This is a genomic window from Amycolatopsis sp. NPDC024027 (assembly GCF_040638975.1).
Lineage (GTDB): Bacteria > Actinomycetota > Actinomycetes > Mycobacteriales > Pseudonocardiaceae > Amycolatopsis.
Genome location: NZ_JBEZYY010000010.1, coordinates 269,001 through 288,349 on the forward strand (window position 1 = coordinate 269,001; position 19,349 = coordinate 288,349).

Genomic DNA, 19,349 nt, shown 5'->3' on the forward strand with positions numbered 1-19,349 from the left:
TGTTCGGACCGGCTGACGGCACGCTGACCGCCACCTGACCCGCTAGGCGATCGTGCGGTACTTGCGGAAGCTCAGTCCCCCGGCCAAGACCAGGGTGACGGCCAGGGTGATCGCCACGACCACCCCCGGGTGCTGGGCGGGGAACCCGGTTTCGTCGACCGGCGTGCCCCACAGGCGGCGGACCGCGGTGGTCACCGAGCTGACCGGGTTCCACTCCGCGACCGGCCGCAGCCACGACGGCAGGCGGTCGGTCGACATGAAGGCGTTGGAGAGGAAGGAAAGGCCGAGCGTGGCCACCGCGCCGATGCCGTCGATCGCCTCGGGGTTGCGCAGCGACAGGCCGAGCAGGATGCCGACCCAGATCATCGCGTAGAGGAACACGACGAGCAGGGCGAGCCCGCCGATCAGCGGCAGGAACCCGGTGTGCACCCGGCCGCCGACGAGCAGGCCGGATGCCACGGTGATCGCCAGCGCGATCAGGCCCACCAGGAAGTCACCCAGGGAGTGCCCGATCAGCACGGCGGGCCGGACGATCGGCAGCGAGCGGAACCGGTCGGTCAGGCCGCCGTTGAGGTCGGTGGCGACGGCGATCGCGGTGGGCGCGATGCCGGCCAGGCCGACCTGCATCAGCGCGGCGGGGAACAGGAACTCCGGGTAACTGCCGCTGCCCGGCACGATCACCGCGTCCTTGAACACGTACCCGATCGCCAGCATGGTGATCAGCGGGTTGAGGGTGACCGCCAGCAGGCGGCCCGGAACGTTGCGCAGGTGGGTGAGACGGCGCCCGGCGAGCGCCAGCACCTCCACCACGGCGTCGGAAAACCGCCGCGCCGGCGCCGGGGCAATCACAGTCATTCGTCCTCCTCGGAAGAGCCGTCCAGTGCGGCGGCGACGATCCGGCCGATGGCGGCCTGGGCTTGCGGGTGCATCATGAATTCGTGCCCGCAGCCGATGCGGTGCGTTTCGATCGCCCCGTCGACGTACGGTGCCCAGCGGCCGGGCCGCTCGGCGAGGTCGGCCTCGGTGAGCCCTTCGGCCGCCAGGAACAGCAGCAGGCGGCCGGAGAAGCGGGCGGGTTCGTACCGGAGAGCGAGCTCGCCGTTGTTGCTCATCACGTCGAGCACCCGGGTCATCCGGTCCTCGCCGATCCCGGCCAGCCGCGAGCCACCGCGCCGCAGGACGTCGATGACGGCCGCCGGGGACAGGCCGGCGCCCTCGTCGGCGTCGTAGCCGAGGTGCTCCAGGAAGCTGACGAGCAGTTCCTGCCGGGTCGGCGGGGCCTGGCCCGCCGCTTCGACCGGGAAGCTGTCGAGCACGCACAGGGTCTCGACCCGCTCCCCCGCCTCCTGCAGCTGCACGGCGATCTCGTACGCCAGCAGCCCGCCGAACGACCAGCCGAGCAGGTGGTACGGGCCGGCCGGCTGGATCGCGCGGATCCGGGCGGTGTACTCCTCGGCGACGTCTTCGACGCTGACCGGCAGCTCGCCGTCCCCGCCGACGTTCGGCGACTGCAGGCCGTACATCGGGCGGCCGGGGTCGAGGTGCTGGACGAGCCCGAGGTAGGGCAGGCTCAGCCCGAGGCCCGCGTGCACGCAGAACAGCGGCGCGCGGTCGCCGTCCGGCCGGATCGGCAGCACCGGCGCGAACGGGTCGAGCACGTCACCGCCGTCACCGCCGGTGCCGGCCAGCGCGGCCAGGCGTTGGACGGTCCCGTGCGTCAGGACGTCCGCCACGGTGAACCGCACCCCGGCGTTGCGGGCCAGCGCGACCAGCCGCACCGAGAGCAGGCTGTTGCCGCCCAGTGCGAAGAAGTCCGCGTCGGCGCCGACCTCGGGCAGGCCGAGCGTCTCGGCGAAGGCGAGCCGCAGGACCTCCTCGGCCGGCGTGCTCCCGTCCGTGCGGGCGGCCGTTTCCGGTGCGGGCAGCCGCGCGTGGTCGAGCTCGCCCGCCGCGGTGAGCGGGAGGGCGGCGAGCTCGACGATCGCCGACGGGACCGCGAAGTCCGGAAGTTCCCGCGCCAGGTGCTCGCGCAGGTCTTCGCCGCGGCCGACGACGTAGGCGACGAGCCGGTCGTCCCGGACCACGACTTCGGCGGCGGCGACGCCCGGGTGGCGCAGCAGCGCGGCCTCGACCTCGACCGGACGGACGGCGAAGCCGCGCGCCCGGACCGGTTCGGCCACCAGTTCCAGGCTGCCGTCGAGCCGGCGGCGGACCAGGTCGCCGGTGCGGTACATCCGCTCCCCCGCGGTGAACGGGTCGGCGACGAACCGCGTGGCGGTGCGGCCGGGTCCTCCCGCGTAGCCGCGGGCGAGGGCCGGGCCGGCGAGCCAGAGTTCGCCGTGCGCGCCCGGTGGGACGGGTTGGAGCGTTTCGTCGAGGACGTAGGCACGCGTGGCGCGGGCCGGAGCGGGCAGGGTGCCGGGCTCGGCTTGGCCGGTGAGGGTGCGGTACTGCGTGTGCACCTCGGCGCCGGCGCGGTCGAGCCGGTCGATGAGCGGCGCGGCCAGGGGTTCGCCGGCGACGATCAGCCGGACGCCGGCGAGGGCCGGTTCGTGGCGGGCCGCCAGCGCCCGGACCTGGTGGGGGGTGGCGAACAAGACCGCCGGCAATTCACCTTCGAGGAGCTGGGCGAGTGCGGTGGCGTCGCCGGTTTCGGCCTCGGCGAGGTGGACGGAGCCACCGGTCGCCAGCGCGGCCAGCGTGGCGGGGATGGCATCGGGCAGGTCGGGGACGATCACCCGGCTGTGGGCCGGGATGGACTCCTGCAGGGCGGCGACGGACTCCGCCAGCGCGCGGCGCGAGAGGATGGTGCCGTCCGGGAGGTGGGCGGCCGCGTGTCCAGGGGCAACCGGTGCGGCGGCGGAAGAAGCTGCCTCGCCGGAAGCCGCCGGGCCGCTCTGCGGGCGACCGACCTCGGCCTGCGCCGCCGGGCCGCCATCCAGGCGACCGACCTCGGCCGCCGCCGGGCCGCCGTCCGAGCGAGCAACCTCGGCCACCGCCGGGCCGCCATCCGAGCGAGCAACCTCGATCACCGTGCCGAGCGCGTCGCCCGGCTCGGCCAGCCGGTAGGCCGCCCCTGCTTCGAGCGCAGCCAGCACCTGAACCACGCGTTCCGCCGCCGAGTCCGCGGCGATCGACACCGTCCACTCCGGACCCGCACCGCGGGCCTTCAGCTTCCGGGCCTCCGCCGTCACGCGGCGGCGCAGCTGGGCGTGGCTGAGCCGGCCGCCGTCCCAGATCAGCGCCGGGCCTCGGCTGTTCCGCAGCACCGGCAGCTCCGCCGGTTCCCCGGACCCGGCCACGGAAAGCACGTCCGGCTCGGCCGGCGTGCCCAGCTCGATCCGGCTCAACGGCAGCTCCGGGTCCTCCGCCACCGCCGACAGCAGCCGGTTCAGGCGGGTGGCGAGCAAGCCCGCCGTCTCCGGGGTGAACAGGTCGGCGCAGTACTCGATGCTGCCTTCCATGCCCGCCTCGCCCGGCCGCTCGCCGAGCTGGAACGTCAGGTCGAACTTGAACTTGGCCCCGGTCGCCGGGAGGATCTCCGGCCGCACCGAAAGGCCGCCGATCGTGAACCGCGGGTCCGGGACCTCGTAGTACGACAGCATCACCTGGAACAACGGCTGGCGCGACAGCGAACGCGCGGGCCGGGCCATCTCGAGCAGGAGCTCGAACGGCAGCTCCTGGTGCGCGTACGCCTCGAGGTCGGTGTCCCGCACCCGGGCGATCAGCTCGGCGAACGTCGGGTTGCGGCCGGTGTCGGTGCGCAGGACGAGGGTGTTCACGAAGAACCCGACGAGGTCGTTCGTCACCTCGTCCGAGCGGCCCGCGACGAGGCTGCCCAGCGGGATGTCGGTGCCCGCGCCGTGCTTGGTGAGCAGCGCGGCCACCGCCGCCTGGACCACCATGAAGACGCTCGCGCCGGACCGGCGGGCGAGCGCCGTCAGTGCTTTGTGGACGGTCGGCGGCACCTCGAAGCCGACCGAGCCGCCGCGGAAGGCGGTGGCGGCCCGGCGCGGGAGGTCCGCGGGCAGCCGCAGCTCGTCGGGCAGGCCGTCGAGCGCGGTGCGCCAGTACTCCCACTGCCGGTCCGCCGCCTGCCGGTCGTCGAGCAGCTCGCGCTGCCAGACCGCGTAATCGGCGTACTGCGCGGCCAGCTCCGCCCAGCCCGGCTCGGCCCCGCGCACCCGGGCGTCGTACGCGATCGCCAGGTCGCGCGCCAGGACGTCGACCGACCAGCCGTCACCGGCGATGTGGTGCAGGACGAGCAGCAGCACGTGCTCGCCGGAGTCCTCGACGCGGTACAGGCCGGCCCGCAGCGGGCGGTCGGTGGCGAGGTCGAACGCGCGGCCCGCCTCGGCCGCCAGCGTCGCGGCGAGCTCGTCCTCGGAGACCGTCGCCGTGGCGAGCGGTGAGTCCGGGGCGGGCGGCAGCACCCGCTGGTACGGGACGCCGTCGACGTCGGGGAAGACCGTGCGCAGGACCTCGTGCCGCTCGACGACGTCGCCGAGCGCGGCCGCCAGGGCCGCCGGGTCGAGGTCGCCGCCGAGCCGGACGGCCAGCGGGATGTTGTACCCGGCGCTTTCGAGCCGGTTGAGGAACCACATCCGCGTCTGCGCGTGGGACAGCGGGATCTTCTCCGGCCGCGCGAGCTTCCGGAACCCGGCGCCGGCCTGGCCCGCGGAAACGAGCCGGCCGGCGAGCCGGCTCACGGTCCGCGCCTCGAAGAGGTCCCGGATGGACAGTTCCGCGGCCAGCGCGGACCGGACCCGGCTCACGACCGAGTTGGCCAGCAGGGAATGCCCGCCGATGGCGAAGAAGTCGTCGTCGATCCCGACTTCGGCGACGCCGAGCACGTCGGCCCAGATCTCGCACAGCGTGGCTTCGACCGGGGTGCGCGGGCCGCGGGTGCCCGCACCGGTGTGCTGTTCCGGCGCGGGCAGCGCCTTGCGGTCGATCTTGCCGTGCGCCGTCAGCGGGAAGCGGTCGAGGACGAGGTACGCGCCCGGGACCATGTACGCCGGCAGCTGCGCGGTCACGTGCTCACGCAGTTCGCCTTCGGTGACGGCACCGGAGACGTACGCGACGAGCCGCCGGTCGTTGCCCGTGCCGTGCACCGTGACCACCGCTTCCCCGACGCCCGCGTGCGCGACGAGGCAGGCTTCGATCTCGCCGAGCTCGATGCGGTGGCCGCGGATCTTGACCTGGAAGTCGCGGCGCTCCACGAACTCGAGCTGACCGTCCGGGCGCATCCGGACGCGGTCGCCGGTCCGGTACATCCGCGTGCCCGGCTCGCCGAAGGGGTCGGCCACGAACACCGACGCCGTCCGGACCGGATCGCCCACGTAGCCGCGGCCGACCACCAGGCCGCCGACGAACAGCTCACCGATGGCGCCCGACGGCACCGGACGCAGCTCGTCACCCAGCACGTACAACCGCGAATTCCGCACTGCACGGCCGATCGGCACCACGTCGACGCCGGACCGGATCACCGCGTGCGTCACGTCGTCCGAACACTCCGTCGGGCCATAGGCGTTCACCAGCGGCACGTCCGGGAACCGCGCGAACCACCGCACGCACAGATCCGGCGGCAACGCCTCCCCCGTCACCACCAGCCACCGCAGCCCCGAGACATCGGGCTGCTCGGCCAGGTCCCAGGAATCCAGCGCTGCCCGCAGCAACGAAGGCACGACCTCCAGCACCGAAACGCCCTCGGCCCGGATCAAGCCGAACAACGCGTCGGGGTCCGCCGCGACGACCCGCGAGACGACGCGGACCCGGCCACCGACCAGCAGCGGCGCCAGCATCTGCCACACCGAGACGTCGAACGTCACCGGGGCGTTCTGGACCACCACATCCGACGGCTCGAGCCCGAGGTCTTCCACCTTGGCCAGCAGGTGGTTCACCATCCCCCGGCGATGCACCATCGCCCCCTTCGGACGACCCGTCGACCCCGACGTGAAGATCACATAACCCAAGTCAAGACCAGCGTCACCCTGGGCAGCCGGTGCCCATTCCTCGTCCTCGGCGTCATCCAGAACCACGATCTCGACACCATCACCGAGCTCGGCCGCGAGATCCTCGAAGCCCGCACCCACCACAATGGACGAGGCGCCCGAATCCGCGAGCAGCCCGGCCAGCCGGGCCACCGGCAACGTCGGGTCCAAGGGCAGGTAGGCGGCCCCGGACCACAACACGCCCAGCACGGCCGACACGAAACCCACGCCGGGGTCGGCCAGGATCCCGACCACGCCATCGCTCACCCGGCGGGACAACGCACTCGCCCGGCCGGCCAGCGACCCGTACGAAACCCACGCGCCACCGTCGGACACCGCCGCCGCTTCCGGGGAAGACAGCGCGAATTCACGCACCCGCGACACGACATCGGCACCCACCGGCCCGGTGGCACCGGCGCCCCGCTCCAGTTCCGCCACCGGCACCACGTCGATCGACCCGAGAGCCACCGTCGGATCGGCGATGGCGGTGTCGAGCAGGTGCCGGAACATGGCGGTGATCCGGCCGACGCGCTCAGCGTCGAACGCTTCCGGCGCGTAGTCGAAGCGGAAGGCCAGTTCGCCGCCCGGGTTCACGACCAGGCTCAGCGGGTAGTGGCGGGAGTCCTCGGTGACGGCGTCGAGCACGCGCACGTCGTCGCCCAGGACCACGTCGGTCTGTGCACCGTCGGCGGGCACGTTCTCGAAGACGATGGCGGTGTCGAACAGTTCGCCGGTGCCGGCGAGGCCGGGCACGTCGTTCTGCACCTCGGCCAGCCCGACGTGCTGGTAGGCCGACATCCGGGCCTGCTGGTCGCGGAGGAAGACCAGCAGCTCCTCCAGCGTGCCCGCCGGGTCGAGGTCGGCCCGGACCGGCACCGTGTTGATGAACATGCCGACCATGGTCTCCACGCCCGGCAGCTCCGCCGGGCGCCCGGAGGTGACCGACCCGAACACGACGTCCCGCCGTCCGGTGAGCCGGCCGACCAGGATCGCCCAGCAGGCCTGCACGACGGTGTTCAGGGTGAGCTCGTGCCGCCGGGCCCACGCCACCAGCTCGGCGGTCTCGTCCCGGGACAGCACCACTTCGGCCGACTCCGGCACCGCCTTCAGGTGCCCGTCGATCTGCGGCGCCACCTTCGTCGGCTCGGTGAGGCCGTCGAGGACCTCGCGCCACGCCTGCCGGGCTTCCCGCTCGTCCTGGCGGCCGAGCCAGGCGAGGTAGTTCCGGAACGGGGCCACTTCCGGCAGCGCGGCCGCGGGGCCTTCCGTGTACAGCGTGGCCAGTTCGCGGATGAGGATCGGCACCGACCAGCCGTCGGTGGCGATGTGGTGGGCGGTCCAGAGGAACCGGTGGCGGCCGGCCGCGACCTTGATCAGGGTGAACCGGACCAGCGGCGGGTGCGCGAGGTCGAACCGGCGCTCCCGGTCCTCGGCCGCCAGCCGGCCCAGCCGCTCCCCGCGTTCGGGCTCGGGCAGCGTGGAGAGGTCCAGCTCGGTCCAGGGCAGGCCGACCTCGGCGGCGATCAGCTGCACGGCGTCGCCGCCGCGGCGGTGCCGGAAGTAGGCGCGCAGGGTCGCGTACCGGCGCAGCAGCGCGGCACAGGCATCGCGCAGCGCGTCGACGTCGAGCGGGCCGGCGAGGTCCGCGGTGGCCTGCACGGTGTAGACGTCGACGCCGTCCGGGTCGAATTCGGAGTGGAACAGCAGGCCTTGCTGCAGGGCCGACAGCGGCAGGACGTCCTCGATGCGGCCGCCTTCCGGCGCCAGCTCGCGCAGCTCGTCTTCGGTCAGCTCGACCAGCGGCCCCTCGGCCACCGCGATCGCCTCGACGTCGGCGCCCGGCTCGCGGAGGCCGACCTGCTCGGCGATCGCGGCCGGCGTGCGGCGCTCGAGGATGTCGCGCGGGGTGAGCTCGATGCCCGCCGTGCGGGCGCGGCCGGCCACCTGGATCGCGCTGATGCTGTCACCGCCGAGGGCGAAGAAGTTGTCGTCGATGTACACCCGCGGCACGGACAGGACCTCGGCGAGGATGTCGCAGACGACGGTCTCGACGGTGTTGCGCGGGCGGCGCCCGACGACCTCGGCCCGGAAGTCCGGGGCGGGCAGCGCTTCGCGGTCGACCTTGCCGTGTTCGGTGAGCGGCAGCTCGTCGAGCACGACCAGCGCCGAGGGCACCATGTAGTCCGGGAGCAGCTGCTGGGCGGTGCTGCGCACGGCACCGGCGTCGATCGGGCCTTCGCCGTCGATGCCGATGAGGTAGCCCGCGAGGCGCTTGCCGCCGTCGGCGTCGGTGAGCACCCGCACCACGGCGTCCAGGACACCGGGCACGGCCCGCAGGACGCTTTCGATCTCGCCGAGCTCGATGCGGTGGCCGCGGATCTTGACCTGGAAGTCGCGCCGCTCCACGAACTCGAGCTGGCCGTCTTCCCGCAGCCGGACGCGGTCACCGGTGCGGTACATCCGCGCGCCCGGGCCGCTGAACGGATCCGCGACGAAGACCGCCGCCGTCCGCGCCGGGTCACCCACGTAACCGCGGCCCACGACCAGGCCGCCGACGAACAGCTCGCCGACCGCGCCCGCCGGCACCGGACGCAGCTCGTCACCCAGCACGTACAGCCGGGAATTCCGGACCGCGTGGCCGATCGGTACCACCTCGACGCCGGACCGGATCACCGCGTGCGTCACATCGTCCGAGCACTCCGTCGGGCCGTACGCGTTGACCAGCGGCACGTCCGGGAACCGGGCGAACCACCGCACGCACAGGTCCGGCGGCAACGCCTCCCCCGTCACCACGAGCCAGCGCAGCCCGGACACATCGGCGGACCGCCCGGCCAGGTCCCAGGAATCCAGCGCCGCCCGCAGCAGTGACGGCACGACCTCCAGCACCGAAACGCCCTCGGCCCGGATCAACCCGAACAACGCGTCCGGATCCGCCGCGACCGACCGCGGCACGACCCGGACCCGGGCCCCGGCCAGCAGCGGCGCCAGCATCTGCCACACCGAAACGTCGAACGTCACCGGCGCGTTCTGCACGACCACGTCCGCGGGCTCCAGGTCGAGGTCCTCCACCTTCGCCAGCAGGTGGTTCACCATGCCCCGGCGGTGCACCATCGCACCCTTCGGACGCCCCGTCGAACCCGACGTGAAGATCACATAAGCCAGCTCAGCACCGGCGTCTTCCCCCGCGCCGAACACCGGCGCCAGAGCGTCCGGGCCGTCTTCGGCACCGTCCAGGGCCACGATCGCGGCACCACCGCCGGCCGCGGCCACCACCTCCGCCGCCAGCTCCTCGTACCCGGGGCCGACGACCACGCGTGAGGCACCCGAATCCACCAGCAGCCCGGCCAGCCGGGCCACCGGCATCCCCGCGTCGAGCGGCACGAACGCCGAACCCGACCAGAGCACGCCCAGCACGGCCGAGACGAACCCGACGCCGGGGTCGGCCAGCACGCCCACCAGCCCACGGGCAGGAAGCCGGCGGGACAGCGCGCTCGCCCGGCCGGTCAGGGACCCGTACGAAACCCAGTCGCCGCCGTCGGCCACCGCGGCCGCCTCCGGCGAGGCCTGCGCGAGGGCGCGGATCCGCGACACCACGTCGGCCCCCACCGGTCCGGCCGCACCGACCCCGGAGGCCAGCAGCTCACCGAGCTCGTCCGCCGACACGACGTCGACCCCGCCCAGCACCGCCGACGAGCCGGCTTCGGCGAGCCGGCCGACGAACCCGGCCAGCCGCTCCAGGTGCGCGGCGACGCCCTCGGCGTCGTAGAGGTCGGGGTTGCCGTTCAGGTGGATTTCGATGATGTCTTCGGTGACGTCGAGCACGGTCAGCGAAAGGTCGTTGGTGATCCCGGTCGACAGGTTCATCACGCGCGTGTGGCAGTCGCCGAGGCGCAGGCCGGGCTCGGGCGGGAGCACGTTGACGAACGGGCCGCCGAACGGGCGGCGCTCGTCACTGCGCACGCCGATGTCCCGGCGGATCTGGTTGACGTGGTAGCGCTGGTGCTTGAGGGTCGCGGCGAGCTCGCTCGAGGCCTGGCCCAGCAGGGCGGCGATCGTCATCTGCGGCTCGACGACCATCCGCAGCGGCAGGTAGTTGGCGACCATGCCCGGGGTCGCCCGCGAGCGCACGCCCGCGCGCGCCGCGACCGGGACGGTCAGCAGCAGGTCCTTGATGCCCGAAAGCCGTTGCGTGTAGGCCGCCATCGCGGCGATGAAGAACGTCGGCAGCGTCACCTTCGCGCTCGCGGCCGCCTCGCGCACGGCCTTCGCCGTCTCCGGGGGCAGCACCATGGTGCGCCGCAGGAAGCCGCGCGCCGGCGCCGGTTCCTTGCCGGACAGGCTGACCAGGTCGGGCGTCGTGTCGAAGTGCCGTCCCCAGAACGCCTTGTCCCGCAACCGGTGCGGGGAGTCCTGGTAGGCGAGGTCGGCGTCCAGCAGCAGCCGGAACGGCGGCAGCGCAGTGGGCCCGGGGTCCTCCCCGGCCAGCAGCGCGTTGTAGAGCTCGCCCAGCCGGCGGTGGCAGATCATCGCGCTGAAGCCGTCGCCGATGAGGTGGTGGGTGGTGAGGTACCAGAAGTGCCGCTGCGCGCCGAGCTTGATCAGGGCGCCGCGGAAGAGCGGGAAGTCCTCCAGCGAGAAGGGGTGCCGCATGTCTTCGTGCATCCAGTCGAGCGCGGCGCTCTCCGGGTCGGCTTCCCCGGTCACGTCCGGGAAGCGGATCGGGAGCTCGGTCAGCGGCTCGATGAGCTGCCGCGGTTCGCCCTCGACCTCGACGAACCGGGCCCGGAAGCATTCGGCTTCGTCGGCCAGCGCCCGCAAGGCCGCCTGGAACACCTCGACGTCCAGCGGACCGGTGATGTCCAGGTAGTCCGCCATCGCGTAGGCGAGGCCGCCACCGGACAGCTGTTCGTCGTACCAGACATCGGTCTGTGCGGTGGACAGGGGCAGGAATGCGTCGACCGCGGTCATCAGGGCACCTCGAAGAGTGTTTTGGCGTAACGGGAATCGGGTTCGGCACCGTCGAGCAGCGCTTCGGGGCCGTAGTTGTCCTTGACCCACTGGTCCTGGTAGATCGTGTCCAGGTAGCGGTCGCCGAGGTCGGGCGAGATCACCACCGCCGTGGGCTCGGCGCCGCCCGCGTCGTTGTCCGCCAGCCAGCCGAGCGCGCCGGCCAGCACCATGCCGGAGCCGCCCCCGAGCAGGAAGCCGCGCTGCGCGAGCCGGCGGCACTCGCGGATCGCCGCCGCTTCGTCGACCCGCACGAGATCGTCCACGAGGGACATGTCGATGACCGGGAACCGCACGCTCGTGCGCAGGGCCGTGCTGCGCCGCGCGGCCCGCGGCCCGGGACCGACGCACTCGACCGCGACGATCCGCACCTGCGGCCGGACCTGGCGCAGGTAGCGGGCGCACCCGGTGAGGGTGCCGGCCGAGCCGACGCCGACGAAGAGCACGTCCAGATCCGGCACGGTGCGCAGGATGTCCGGGCCGGTCGAGCGGAAGTGGGCCATCCAGTTGCCCGCGTTGACGTACTGGTCCAGCCAGGTGTAGCCGTCGTTCTCCGCGCACAGCCGGCGGACGAGCCGCAAGCCCGCCGCCGGGTCCGGGGCGACCAGCACCTCGGTGCCGAGGTTCTGCATCAGCTGCCGGGTGAGCAGCGTGCTGCGCGGGTCGGTGACGCAGACGAACCGGTACCCGCGGCTGGCCGCGACCAGGCTCAGCGCGACGCCGAGGTTGCCCGACGACGTTTCGACGATGGTCGAGCCGGGGCGCAGCACGCCCGCGCGCTCGGCCAGTGTCACCATTTCGAGGGCGGGCTTGAGCTTGCTCGAGCGCGCGAAGTTGAAGCCCTCGCACTTCATCAGGACCCGCCGGTCCACGATGTGGCGGAGGTCGACGTACAGGTCCGTGACGTCGAACTCCTCCGGCCTCGTGATCACCTGCACGACGAACCTCCGCTGGACGATTTCCCGGCGTGCGCGGGAAAGGGGTCGCCCCGGCCGACCTTGCCGGCGACCAGGCCCTGGAAGACGGTGAGCTTCTGGATGTTGCCGGCGCCCTCCATGAATTCGACGCCGCGCGCGTCCCGGACCAGCTTGTCCAGCGCCGGGTGCTCCCAGCGGGCTCGCGGCCCGAAGAAGCCGCACGCTTCGAGCGTGGCCTCCTCGGCCAGCCGGCACGCTTCGGCCTTGGCCGCCGAGGCGAGGTGGCCGCGGGAGCCGTCGGCGTCGACCTCGATCGCGGACAGCTGCACGAGGTGGCGCACGCCGTCGATGCGGCGGCCCAGCTCCTCGAGCCGGTCGCGGCCGTCGCGGCCGAGCGGGCCGCGTTCGGCCAGCACGTAGTCGCAGGCGGCCGCGGCGATGCCGACCGCGATCGCGGCGACGCCCGGCCGCAGCCGGTTGAAGGTCTGCACGCACGCCCACATGCCCCGCCGCGCGGGCGAGCGGTCCCGGCCGAGCACCCGCTCGGCGGGCACGGCGACGTCTTCCAGGGTCAGCTCGCAGATCCGCGCGGCCCGCAGGCCCAGCGACTCGAGCGGCTCGGCGTGGAACCCCGGGTCCGCCGTGTCCACCAGGACCGCGGTGACGCCCAGCGGGCCGGGCCCGGTGCGGGCGAACACGACCCCGAGCGCGGCCCGGGCGGCGTTGCCGACGTACTTCTTGCGGCCGTCGAGCCGGTGCGGGCCGCCGTCCGGCGACGTCTTCAGCGCCGTCTCCAGCGCGGTGGCGTCGGAGCCGCGGTCCGGCTCGGTGAGCGCGAAGAACGTCCACGTGGGACGTTCGAGGAGCCGGCCGTAGAACCACTCCTTCTGCTCCCGGTCGGCCAGCACGTCGACGAGCACGCCGGACATCGACGCGCCGGGGCTGGCCAGCATCAGGCCGGCGTCGCCGCGGGCGAGTTCTTCGAGCACCACCGTCCGCTCGATCGCCGTCATGCCGTGGAAGCGGTGCGCGCCAAGGGACAGGCCCGCGCCCCCGAACTCCCCCGGGACGAGCATGGTGGCGAGGCAGCGGACGCCGGCCAGGTCCAGGTGCGCGCCGACGCCGTCGGGGTCGGTGTCGAGGCCGGCACCCGCGGCGCGGAACTCCGCGCCCCACTCCCGGGCCGCGTCCCGCAGCGTCACGAGCCGGTCGTCCAGCACGGTCGCGCTCACGCCACCGCCTCCGGGGTGTAGGCCCCCGCGAGCAGCTCGGAGACGTCGGCGACCTCGCCCGCCCCGCCGCGGACGAACCCCGCCGCGCCGAGCAGGCGCAGCAGGACGCGGTCGGTGTCGGTGAGCCGCCGGTGCAGGTAGGCCAGTGCGTCCGGTGCCGGGTCCGCGTCGTGCGCGGTCAGGAACGCGCGCACCTCGAGCTGCCCGGTCAGCGCCTCGGCCACGGCGCCCTGCACCATCTGGCGGCGCAGCAGGGTGGTGTCGCCGCTGCGCCGCCCGCCCAGATACGCGAGCCCGGAGTCGAGCAGGGCGCCGGACAGGCCCAGCCGCAGCCACACCGACCCGGTCGCCAGGACCGGGTCGAGGTGGCCGGTGGGCCGGTGCGTCCGGACGAGGACGACCGGGCCGCCCGGCAGCTGCGCCGTCCGGACCACGAGCACGTCGCCGGCCACCGGCCCGGCCGGCAGGACCGCGGCACCGCCGGCACCGAAGACCGGCGCCCCGGCCGGCAGCGCCGCGTGCAGCTCGGCCAGCGCCGGGGCCATCCCTTCCGCACGGGCGGTGTCGTGGCACCGCAGCCAGGTCGCCGTGATCGGCGGCGAGATCGTGGTCATCGCTCAGGCGGCCATTTCTGCCGAGACGAACCGGGCCAGCGACCCGACCGACTCGAAGTGGCTCATTTCCAGGTTCTCGGCGTCGAATTCGATGCCCAGCGCCTCTTCCAGCTGCATCAGCAGTTCCAGCACGCCGGTGGAGTCGAGACCGGCGTCCGCGAGCCGGGTCTCCGGGCCGAGATCGGCGACCTCCGCCTCCAGCACGGACTCCAGTGCCGCGCAGATGCCCGCGACCACGCGGTCGTCCAGGACCTCCGTCGGTTCAGCCACGGTTTCCGTCACTTCGCTCACCATTCCCTTCATGAAGACAGCAGCAATTACCCCACGGGCCCGGAACCGGGCCTCGAGTTCTTTTTTTCGGTTTCGCGTGTGTCGCGCGCTTATCCCGCCACGACCCGGTCGAGCGGGGCGAGGCCGCGCGCCGCCCGCCGCCGCAGGCCCCGGGAAGTGCGCAGCGGGTCCCAGCCGGGCTCGCGTTCCGGGAGCAGCTCGGGATTCCCCAGCACGCCGGCGGCGCCGTCCGCGAGGACCGGCCGGCCGAGGATCGTCGAAGCGCACAGAGCGCCCCCGGTCGCGACCCCGACGATTCCGCCACCGTGCAAGATGCTCTGACCCGTGAGGTAGAGACCGTCGACCCCCGAATCGATATCCGGCCGTTGCCCGACCCGGCCCCAGGTGTGCAGGCCGTACGCGCTGCCCCCGGTCGAAAGCGTGTAGCGCTCCTGGGTCAGCGGCGTCGACGTCTCGACGTGCACGAGGTGCTCGCGGAACGGCCCGATCGCGGCCTCGGCCAGGTCCAGCATCTGCTCGGTCAGCCGGTCCTTCGCGCCCAGGTAGCCGGGTTCGCGCCGGTAGCGGGCCCCGCGGGCCGGCCCGTCCGTGAGTCCCCAGTGCGCGTAGCCGGGCGGGCAGGCCGTCATGATCTGGAAGTTCATGTGCCCCGGCGGGCACGCCGAGCCGGGCACCGGGTCCTTCAGGGAAGCGAAGGACAGGAACGCGAACGGCAGCTCGTCGAGCCGGCCCGCCTCCACCTGGGCGTAGGCCGCGTCGACGTCTTCGTTGGGCCAGTACCAGATGTTCGCGCTGGGCAACGGCAGCTCGCGGTCGAGCGCGACGTAGCAGACGGCCAGCGGCAGGCGCATCGTCGCCGTCTCCGCGCGGGCGACCACCGGGCCGGGCAGGTTTTCCCGGCCGTCGCACAGTTCCAGCACGGTCCGGCGGTAGTCCGCATTGGACACGACCACCGGCGCGCGGTGGACCGTGCCGTCGGTCAGCCGGACACCGGCCGCCTTGCCGCGCTCGACCAGGATCCGGTCGACCCGCGTGCGGGTGAGCAGCGTGCCGCCGTGCGACTCCAGCAGCTCGACGAAGGACGCGGCGATCACCTGCCCGCCACCCTCCGGGTAGTAGGCACCGCGCAGGTAGTCGTCGAGCATCATCGTGTGCGCGACGACGAGCGTGCCGGCCGGCGCGGAACCGTAGTTCCCGGACTGGGCGGCCAGGATTGTGCGCGCCCGGGCCGAAAGCCCGCAGTGGTCGAACAGTTGCGCCAGCGTCCGGCGGCTCCAGCGCACCATCACGGCCGGCACCTTCGCCGCCGGGCCCGCCGCGAAGGCGGATTGCCGGCAGGCCCGCGCGACGGCCTCGCACACCTCGATGTAGCGGGTGATGCCGTCGGCCTCCGCGGGCAGCGCGGCCCGCAGCCGGTCGGCGTAGCGGTCCCACCCGGTCGGCACGTCCACGGTGACGCTCGGCAGGACGATCCGGTCGAACCCGTCGGGGTCCATGGGGTGGAAGCGCACCCGGTCGCCGAGGCCGAGGCCCGAGAGGACCCTCGGCAGCAGGCCGTCCGGCCCGCAGTCGCCGAGGTAGTGCACCCCCACGTCGAACTGGTAGGCGCGCCGCCGGCGGAACACGTGGCTGTTGCCGCCCGCGACGTCGTGCTGTTCGAGCACGAGCACGCGCATCCCGCTCGCCACCAGGTAGCCGGCGCACACGAGGCCGCCGATCCCGGAGCCGACCACGATGGCGTCCCAGCGCTCGGCGGCCTTCTCTTCTGTGTCCACGCCCGCGACGTTATGCCGGGGCGGTGACCTCGGGCTGACCGCGCGCTGACAATCTGGGGGAGAGTTCGTCAGCGCCGTGCTGGGGGCTCCGGCCCGCCCGAGGTCACCTATTCAGGGGCGAGCGTCGAAGGTGACGGCCTGGTGCGCAACGTGAACCACGTCGGCGCACAGGTGGCCACCACCGTCAGCACGACGGCCAGCCCGAGTATCAGAAGATATATCCACAAAGGACCGGACGGGAAGAGGCTGTCCGAGACGGCCGCGCTGAAGGGCATCAGCATCGACGCCGCGACGAGCGTGCCGAGGAAGACACCGATGGCGGCCACCACCCCCGCTTCCATGGCCATCATGCGCATCACCTGCCCCCGCGTCGACCCGATGAGCCGCTGCAGCCCGAACTCGCGCCGCCGGTCCGCCGTGGCCATCACCAGCGTGTTCACCATGGAAATCGCGGCGTACACCAGCAGCAGCCCGACGATCAGGTAGTTGACCCAGGCATTGGCCTGCAGCTCCGCCAGGAAGGCCTTGGTCAGCGCCTCCCGGCCGGCCACCTGCACGCCGTCCACGTCCCCGACCCGGCTGCGCAGCGACGTGAGCAGATCACCTTCCGCCGTCCCGGGTTGCGCCATCACGAGGATCCGGTCGGCCGCACCCGCGGCCGTGTGCGGCGCCAGCGTGTCGGCCGGCATCAGTGCCGACGCCGAGGCCGCCGTGGTCCGCAGCGTCGCGACAACGTCCAGGGTGACCTGGGAGCCGTCACCCAGCCGCATGGCGACCTTGGCACCCACGCCGACCCCCAGCCGCTGCGCGAGATCGGCGGGCAGGGCGATCGTGTTGCCGCGCAAGGCGTCGAGCTGCCCGCTCGCGACGATGCTGCCCCACGCCTTCGCCACGCCGGCCGCGGTGACGCCGGTGAGGTCCACGCCGTCCTCGTCCTGCGTCGCGTCCGACGGCTTTTCGTTGTACCCCTTGCTCGTCACGAACGCCGTGGCCCCGGCCACCCCGGGCGCCTGCTGCACCTTGGCGACCAGATCCGGCGGCAGGTCACCGGTCGCGGACGTCACGACGGCGTCGGCGAGCAGCGAGTCGGAGTACTGCTTCTCCGCGACCGCGACCTCCGTGGTCTGGAAGTACAGCATGAAGATCGCCAGGCCGGTGGCGAGCATGATGGGCGTGACCGCCCCGGCCATCGGCATCCAGCGGGCCCGCGCGTTCAGCGAGGCGAGGTAGCCGGGCAGGCCACCGAACGCCCGGATCGGCCGGCGCAGCACCCCGACCAGCAGCTTGGTGAGCCCCGGGGCGAACAGCGCGACGGCGGTCGCCACCAGCGTGACGGCCGGGCCGGCCGTGCTCGCCGCGAGCGGGCCGTCGACGACGGTGATCGTCAGGTAGGCCAGCGCCACCGCGCCGATCAGGCTCGAGACCCCGAGCCACAGCCGCGTGGGGGTCAGCCAGCGCGTGGGGATCGCCGTTTCCCGCATGGCTTCGACGGGTCGTGTCCGGCCCGCGTACCGGGCGGCGACGAACGCGGCACCCCACGCCGAGCTCAGGCCCACGATCGCCGCGGCGACGACCGGGTAGAAACCCTGCTCGAACTTGAGGACCGGCTGGATCACGCCGAACCCGGTCAGCCGGCCGAAGAGCCAGTTGCCGAGCAGCACGCCCGGGAAGATCGCCAGCGCGGTGCCCAGCGCCCCGATGATCATCGCTTCGCCGGTGATCATCCGGCTCAGCTGACGCGGGGTCGCGCCGATCGCCCGCAGCATGGCCACCTCACGGCGGCGCTGCTGCACCGAGAGCGTGAGGGTGCTCGCGACGACGAACATGGCGACCTGCGCCGCGAGGCCGCCGAACACGGCCGCGAGGATGATCAGCAGCTCGCCGTCGCCGGCGGCCTTGGCGAACTCCGCGGAACCGCGGGCGTCGCCGGTCAGCGTCACCGCGCGCTGGTCCCGCACCGCGGCGGCGATCTGCGCGCTGACGGCGGTGACGTCGGCACCGGGCGCGAGCTGGACGCCGAACGCGTCCACCCGCCCGGCCGCGGACTGCAGCCCGGCGGCTTCGGCGGGCGAGAAGAACACCGCGTCGGCGGCCATCCGGCGGCCGGCGTCGGCGATGCCGGTGACCTGGTAGGAGTGCACGCCCCCGCGGACGGCGATGTCGGCCTTGCCACCGGCGTGCGCCCCGATCCGGGCGGCGGTGGCGGAATCGAGCACGACTTCGCCCTCGCGGATCGGGGCCGCGCCCTCGGTCAGCCGGTAGGGCGCCAGTTCCGCGGAAACCCAGCTGTGGCCGGCCTGGGTGCCGGGCACCGACGGACCGCCCTGGTCGCCGAGCACCTCGGCGTGGAAGGAGACGTCGGGGACCACGTGCGCGACGCCGGGCACGCCGCTGATCGTGCTCGCGAGGCCTTCGCCGAGCCGGACGCGCTCGGACAGCGTCGCGGTCTCGTGTTCGGCGTCCTCACCGTGGCCGACCGTGGGCAGGTCGTAGGACTGGTTGCCGGCGACGACGATCGGCGCGGCGGCGAGGCGCTGCGGCGGGATCACGGTCCGGATGCCGGTCTCCATGAGCCCGCCGCAGGCGAGCATCACGGCGGTGCCGACGAACACCGAGACGAGGGTGGCGATGAAGCCACCGGTGCGGTAGCGCAGGGTGCGTACGACGAGGGTCAGCATCAGCGCGTCAGCTCGCTCAGCCAGGGGCCTTCCTGCGGCCGCTGCTCGGTGCGGGCGACGAGGTTGGTCATCCGCCGCGCCACCTCTTCGGGGTTCGGCTGCCGCAGCTCGTCGACGACGCGGCCGTCGGCGAGGAACAGCACGCGGTCGGCGTAGGAGGCGGCCACCGGGTCGTGGGTGACCATCACGATGGTCTGCCGGGACACGCTCTTCGCCTCCCGCAGCAGGGAAAGCACCTCCTGGGCCGACCGCGTGTCCAGCGCGCCGGTCGGCTCGTCGGCGAAGATGACCTCGGGGTGGGTGACAAGGGCGCGGGCGATCGCCACCCGCTGCTGCTGCCCGCCGGAAAGTTCCGCGGGCCGGTGGTGCCGCCGCTGGCCGAGCCCGACCTGTTCGATGACGCGGCGCACGAGAGCCGGGTCGGCTCGCCGTCCCGCCAGCCGCAGCGGCAGGGTCACGTTCTGCTCGACGTCGAGCGCGGGCAGCAGGTTGAACGCCTGGAACACGAAGCCGATCCGGTCGCGCCGCAACCGGGTCAGCTCGACCTCGCGCATCACGCTGAGGTCCGTGCCGCCCAGCACGACCGAGCCGGACGTCGGCTTGTCCAGGCCGGCCGCGCAGTGCAGCAGCGTGCTCTTGCCCGAACCCGACGGTCCCATCACCGCGGTGAACGTGCCGGCGGCGAAGCCCGCCGTCACGTTGTCGAGGGCCAGTACCTGCGCCCCGTTCTTGCCGTACGCCTTGCGTACGGACAGCAGCCGCACGACTTCGACCGTGTCGTCTTGGTGGTACATCTGCGGCTCCCCTGCGCGGCTTCGCTTTGGTTCGTTCTTTACCGCGAC

Annotated in this window: 9 protein-coding genes; all 9 read right to left on the reverse strand. The window is 73.3% G+C overall.

The features are described from left to right. Positions 1-42 precede the first annotated feature (42 nt). Positions 43-855, reverse strand: coding sequence for an ABC transporter permease (locus AB0F52_RS25405; protein WP_233226151.1), 813 nt, complete (start codon positions 853-855; stop codon positions 43-45). Then, the gene (locus tag AB0F52_RS25410; protein ID WP_360175744.1) at positions 852-10,961 is read right to left on the reverse strand and encodes an amino acid adenylation domain-containing protein; all 10,110 of its coding nucleotides are present in this window, start codon (positions 10,959-10,961) and stop codon (positions 852-854) included. Before AB0F52_RS25410 ends, AB0F52_RS25405 begins: the two co-directional genes overlap by 4 nt. Continuing rightward, positions 10,961-11,938: a pyridoxal-phosphate dependent enzyme gene (locus AB0F52_RS25415; protein ID WP_360175747.1), complete on the reverse strand. Its 978-nt coding sequence runs from the start codon at positions 11,936-11,938 to the stop codon at positions 10,961-10,963. The genes AB0F52_RS25410 and AB0F52_RS25415 overlap by 1 nt, the downstream gene beginning before the upstream one ends. Next, positions 11,929-13,149 carry an acyl-CoA dehydrogenase family protein gene (locus AB0F52_RS25420; protein WP_360175750.1) on the reverse strand — a complete coding sequence of 407 codons (1,221 nt, stop codon included), beginning with the start codon at positions 13,147-13,149 and terminating at the stop codon, positions 11,929-11,931. The genes AB0F52_RS25415 and AB0F52_RS25420 overlap by 10 nt, the downstream gene beginning before the upstream one ends. After that, a complete protein-coding gene (locus tag AB0F52_RS25425) occupies positions 13,146-13,763 on the reverse strand; it encodes a DUF2786 domain-containing protein (protein ID WP_360175753.1) in 618 nt (205 codons plus the stop codon). The genes AB0F52_RS25420 and AB0F52_RS25425 overlap by 4 nt, the downstream gene beginning before the upstream one ends. Before the next feature lie 3 nt (positions 13,764-13,766). Further along, positions 13,767-14,045 (reverse strand): acyl carrier protein, encoded by a 279-nt coding sequence (locus tag AB0F52_RS25430; protein ID WP_360175756.1) that lies wholly within the window; start codon positions 14,043-14,045, stop codon positions 13,767-13,769. A gap of 98 nt (positions 14,046-14,143) precedes the next feature. Beyond that, a complete protein-coding gene (locus AB0F52_RS25435) occupies positions 14,144-15,829 on the reverse strand; it encodes an NAD(P)/FAD-dependent oxidoreductase (protein ID WP_360175759.1) in 1,686 nt (561 codons plus the stop codon). Between the two features lie 107 nt (positions 15,830-15,936). After that, positions 15,937-18,507 (reverse strand): FtsX-like permease family protein, encoded by a 2,571-nt coding sequence (locus AB0F52_RS25440; protein ID WP_360175762.1) that lies wholly within the window; start codon positions 18,505-18,507, stop codon positions 15,937-15,939. After that, positions 18,507-19,301: an ABC transporter ATP-binding protein gene (locus AB0F52_RS25445; RefSeq protein WP_103342277.1), complete on the reverse strand. Its 795-nt coding sequence runs from the start codon at positions 19,299-19,301 to the stop codon at positions 18,507-18,509. The genes AB0F52_RS25440 and AB0F52_RS25445 overlap by 1 nt, the downstream gene beginning before the upstream one ends. Positions 19,302-19,349: the final 48 nt, after the last annotated feature.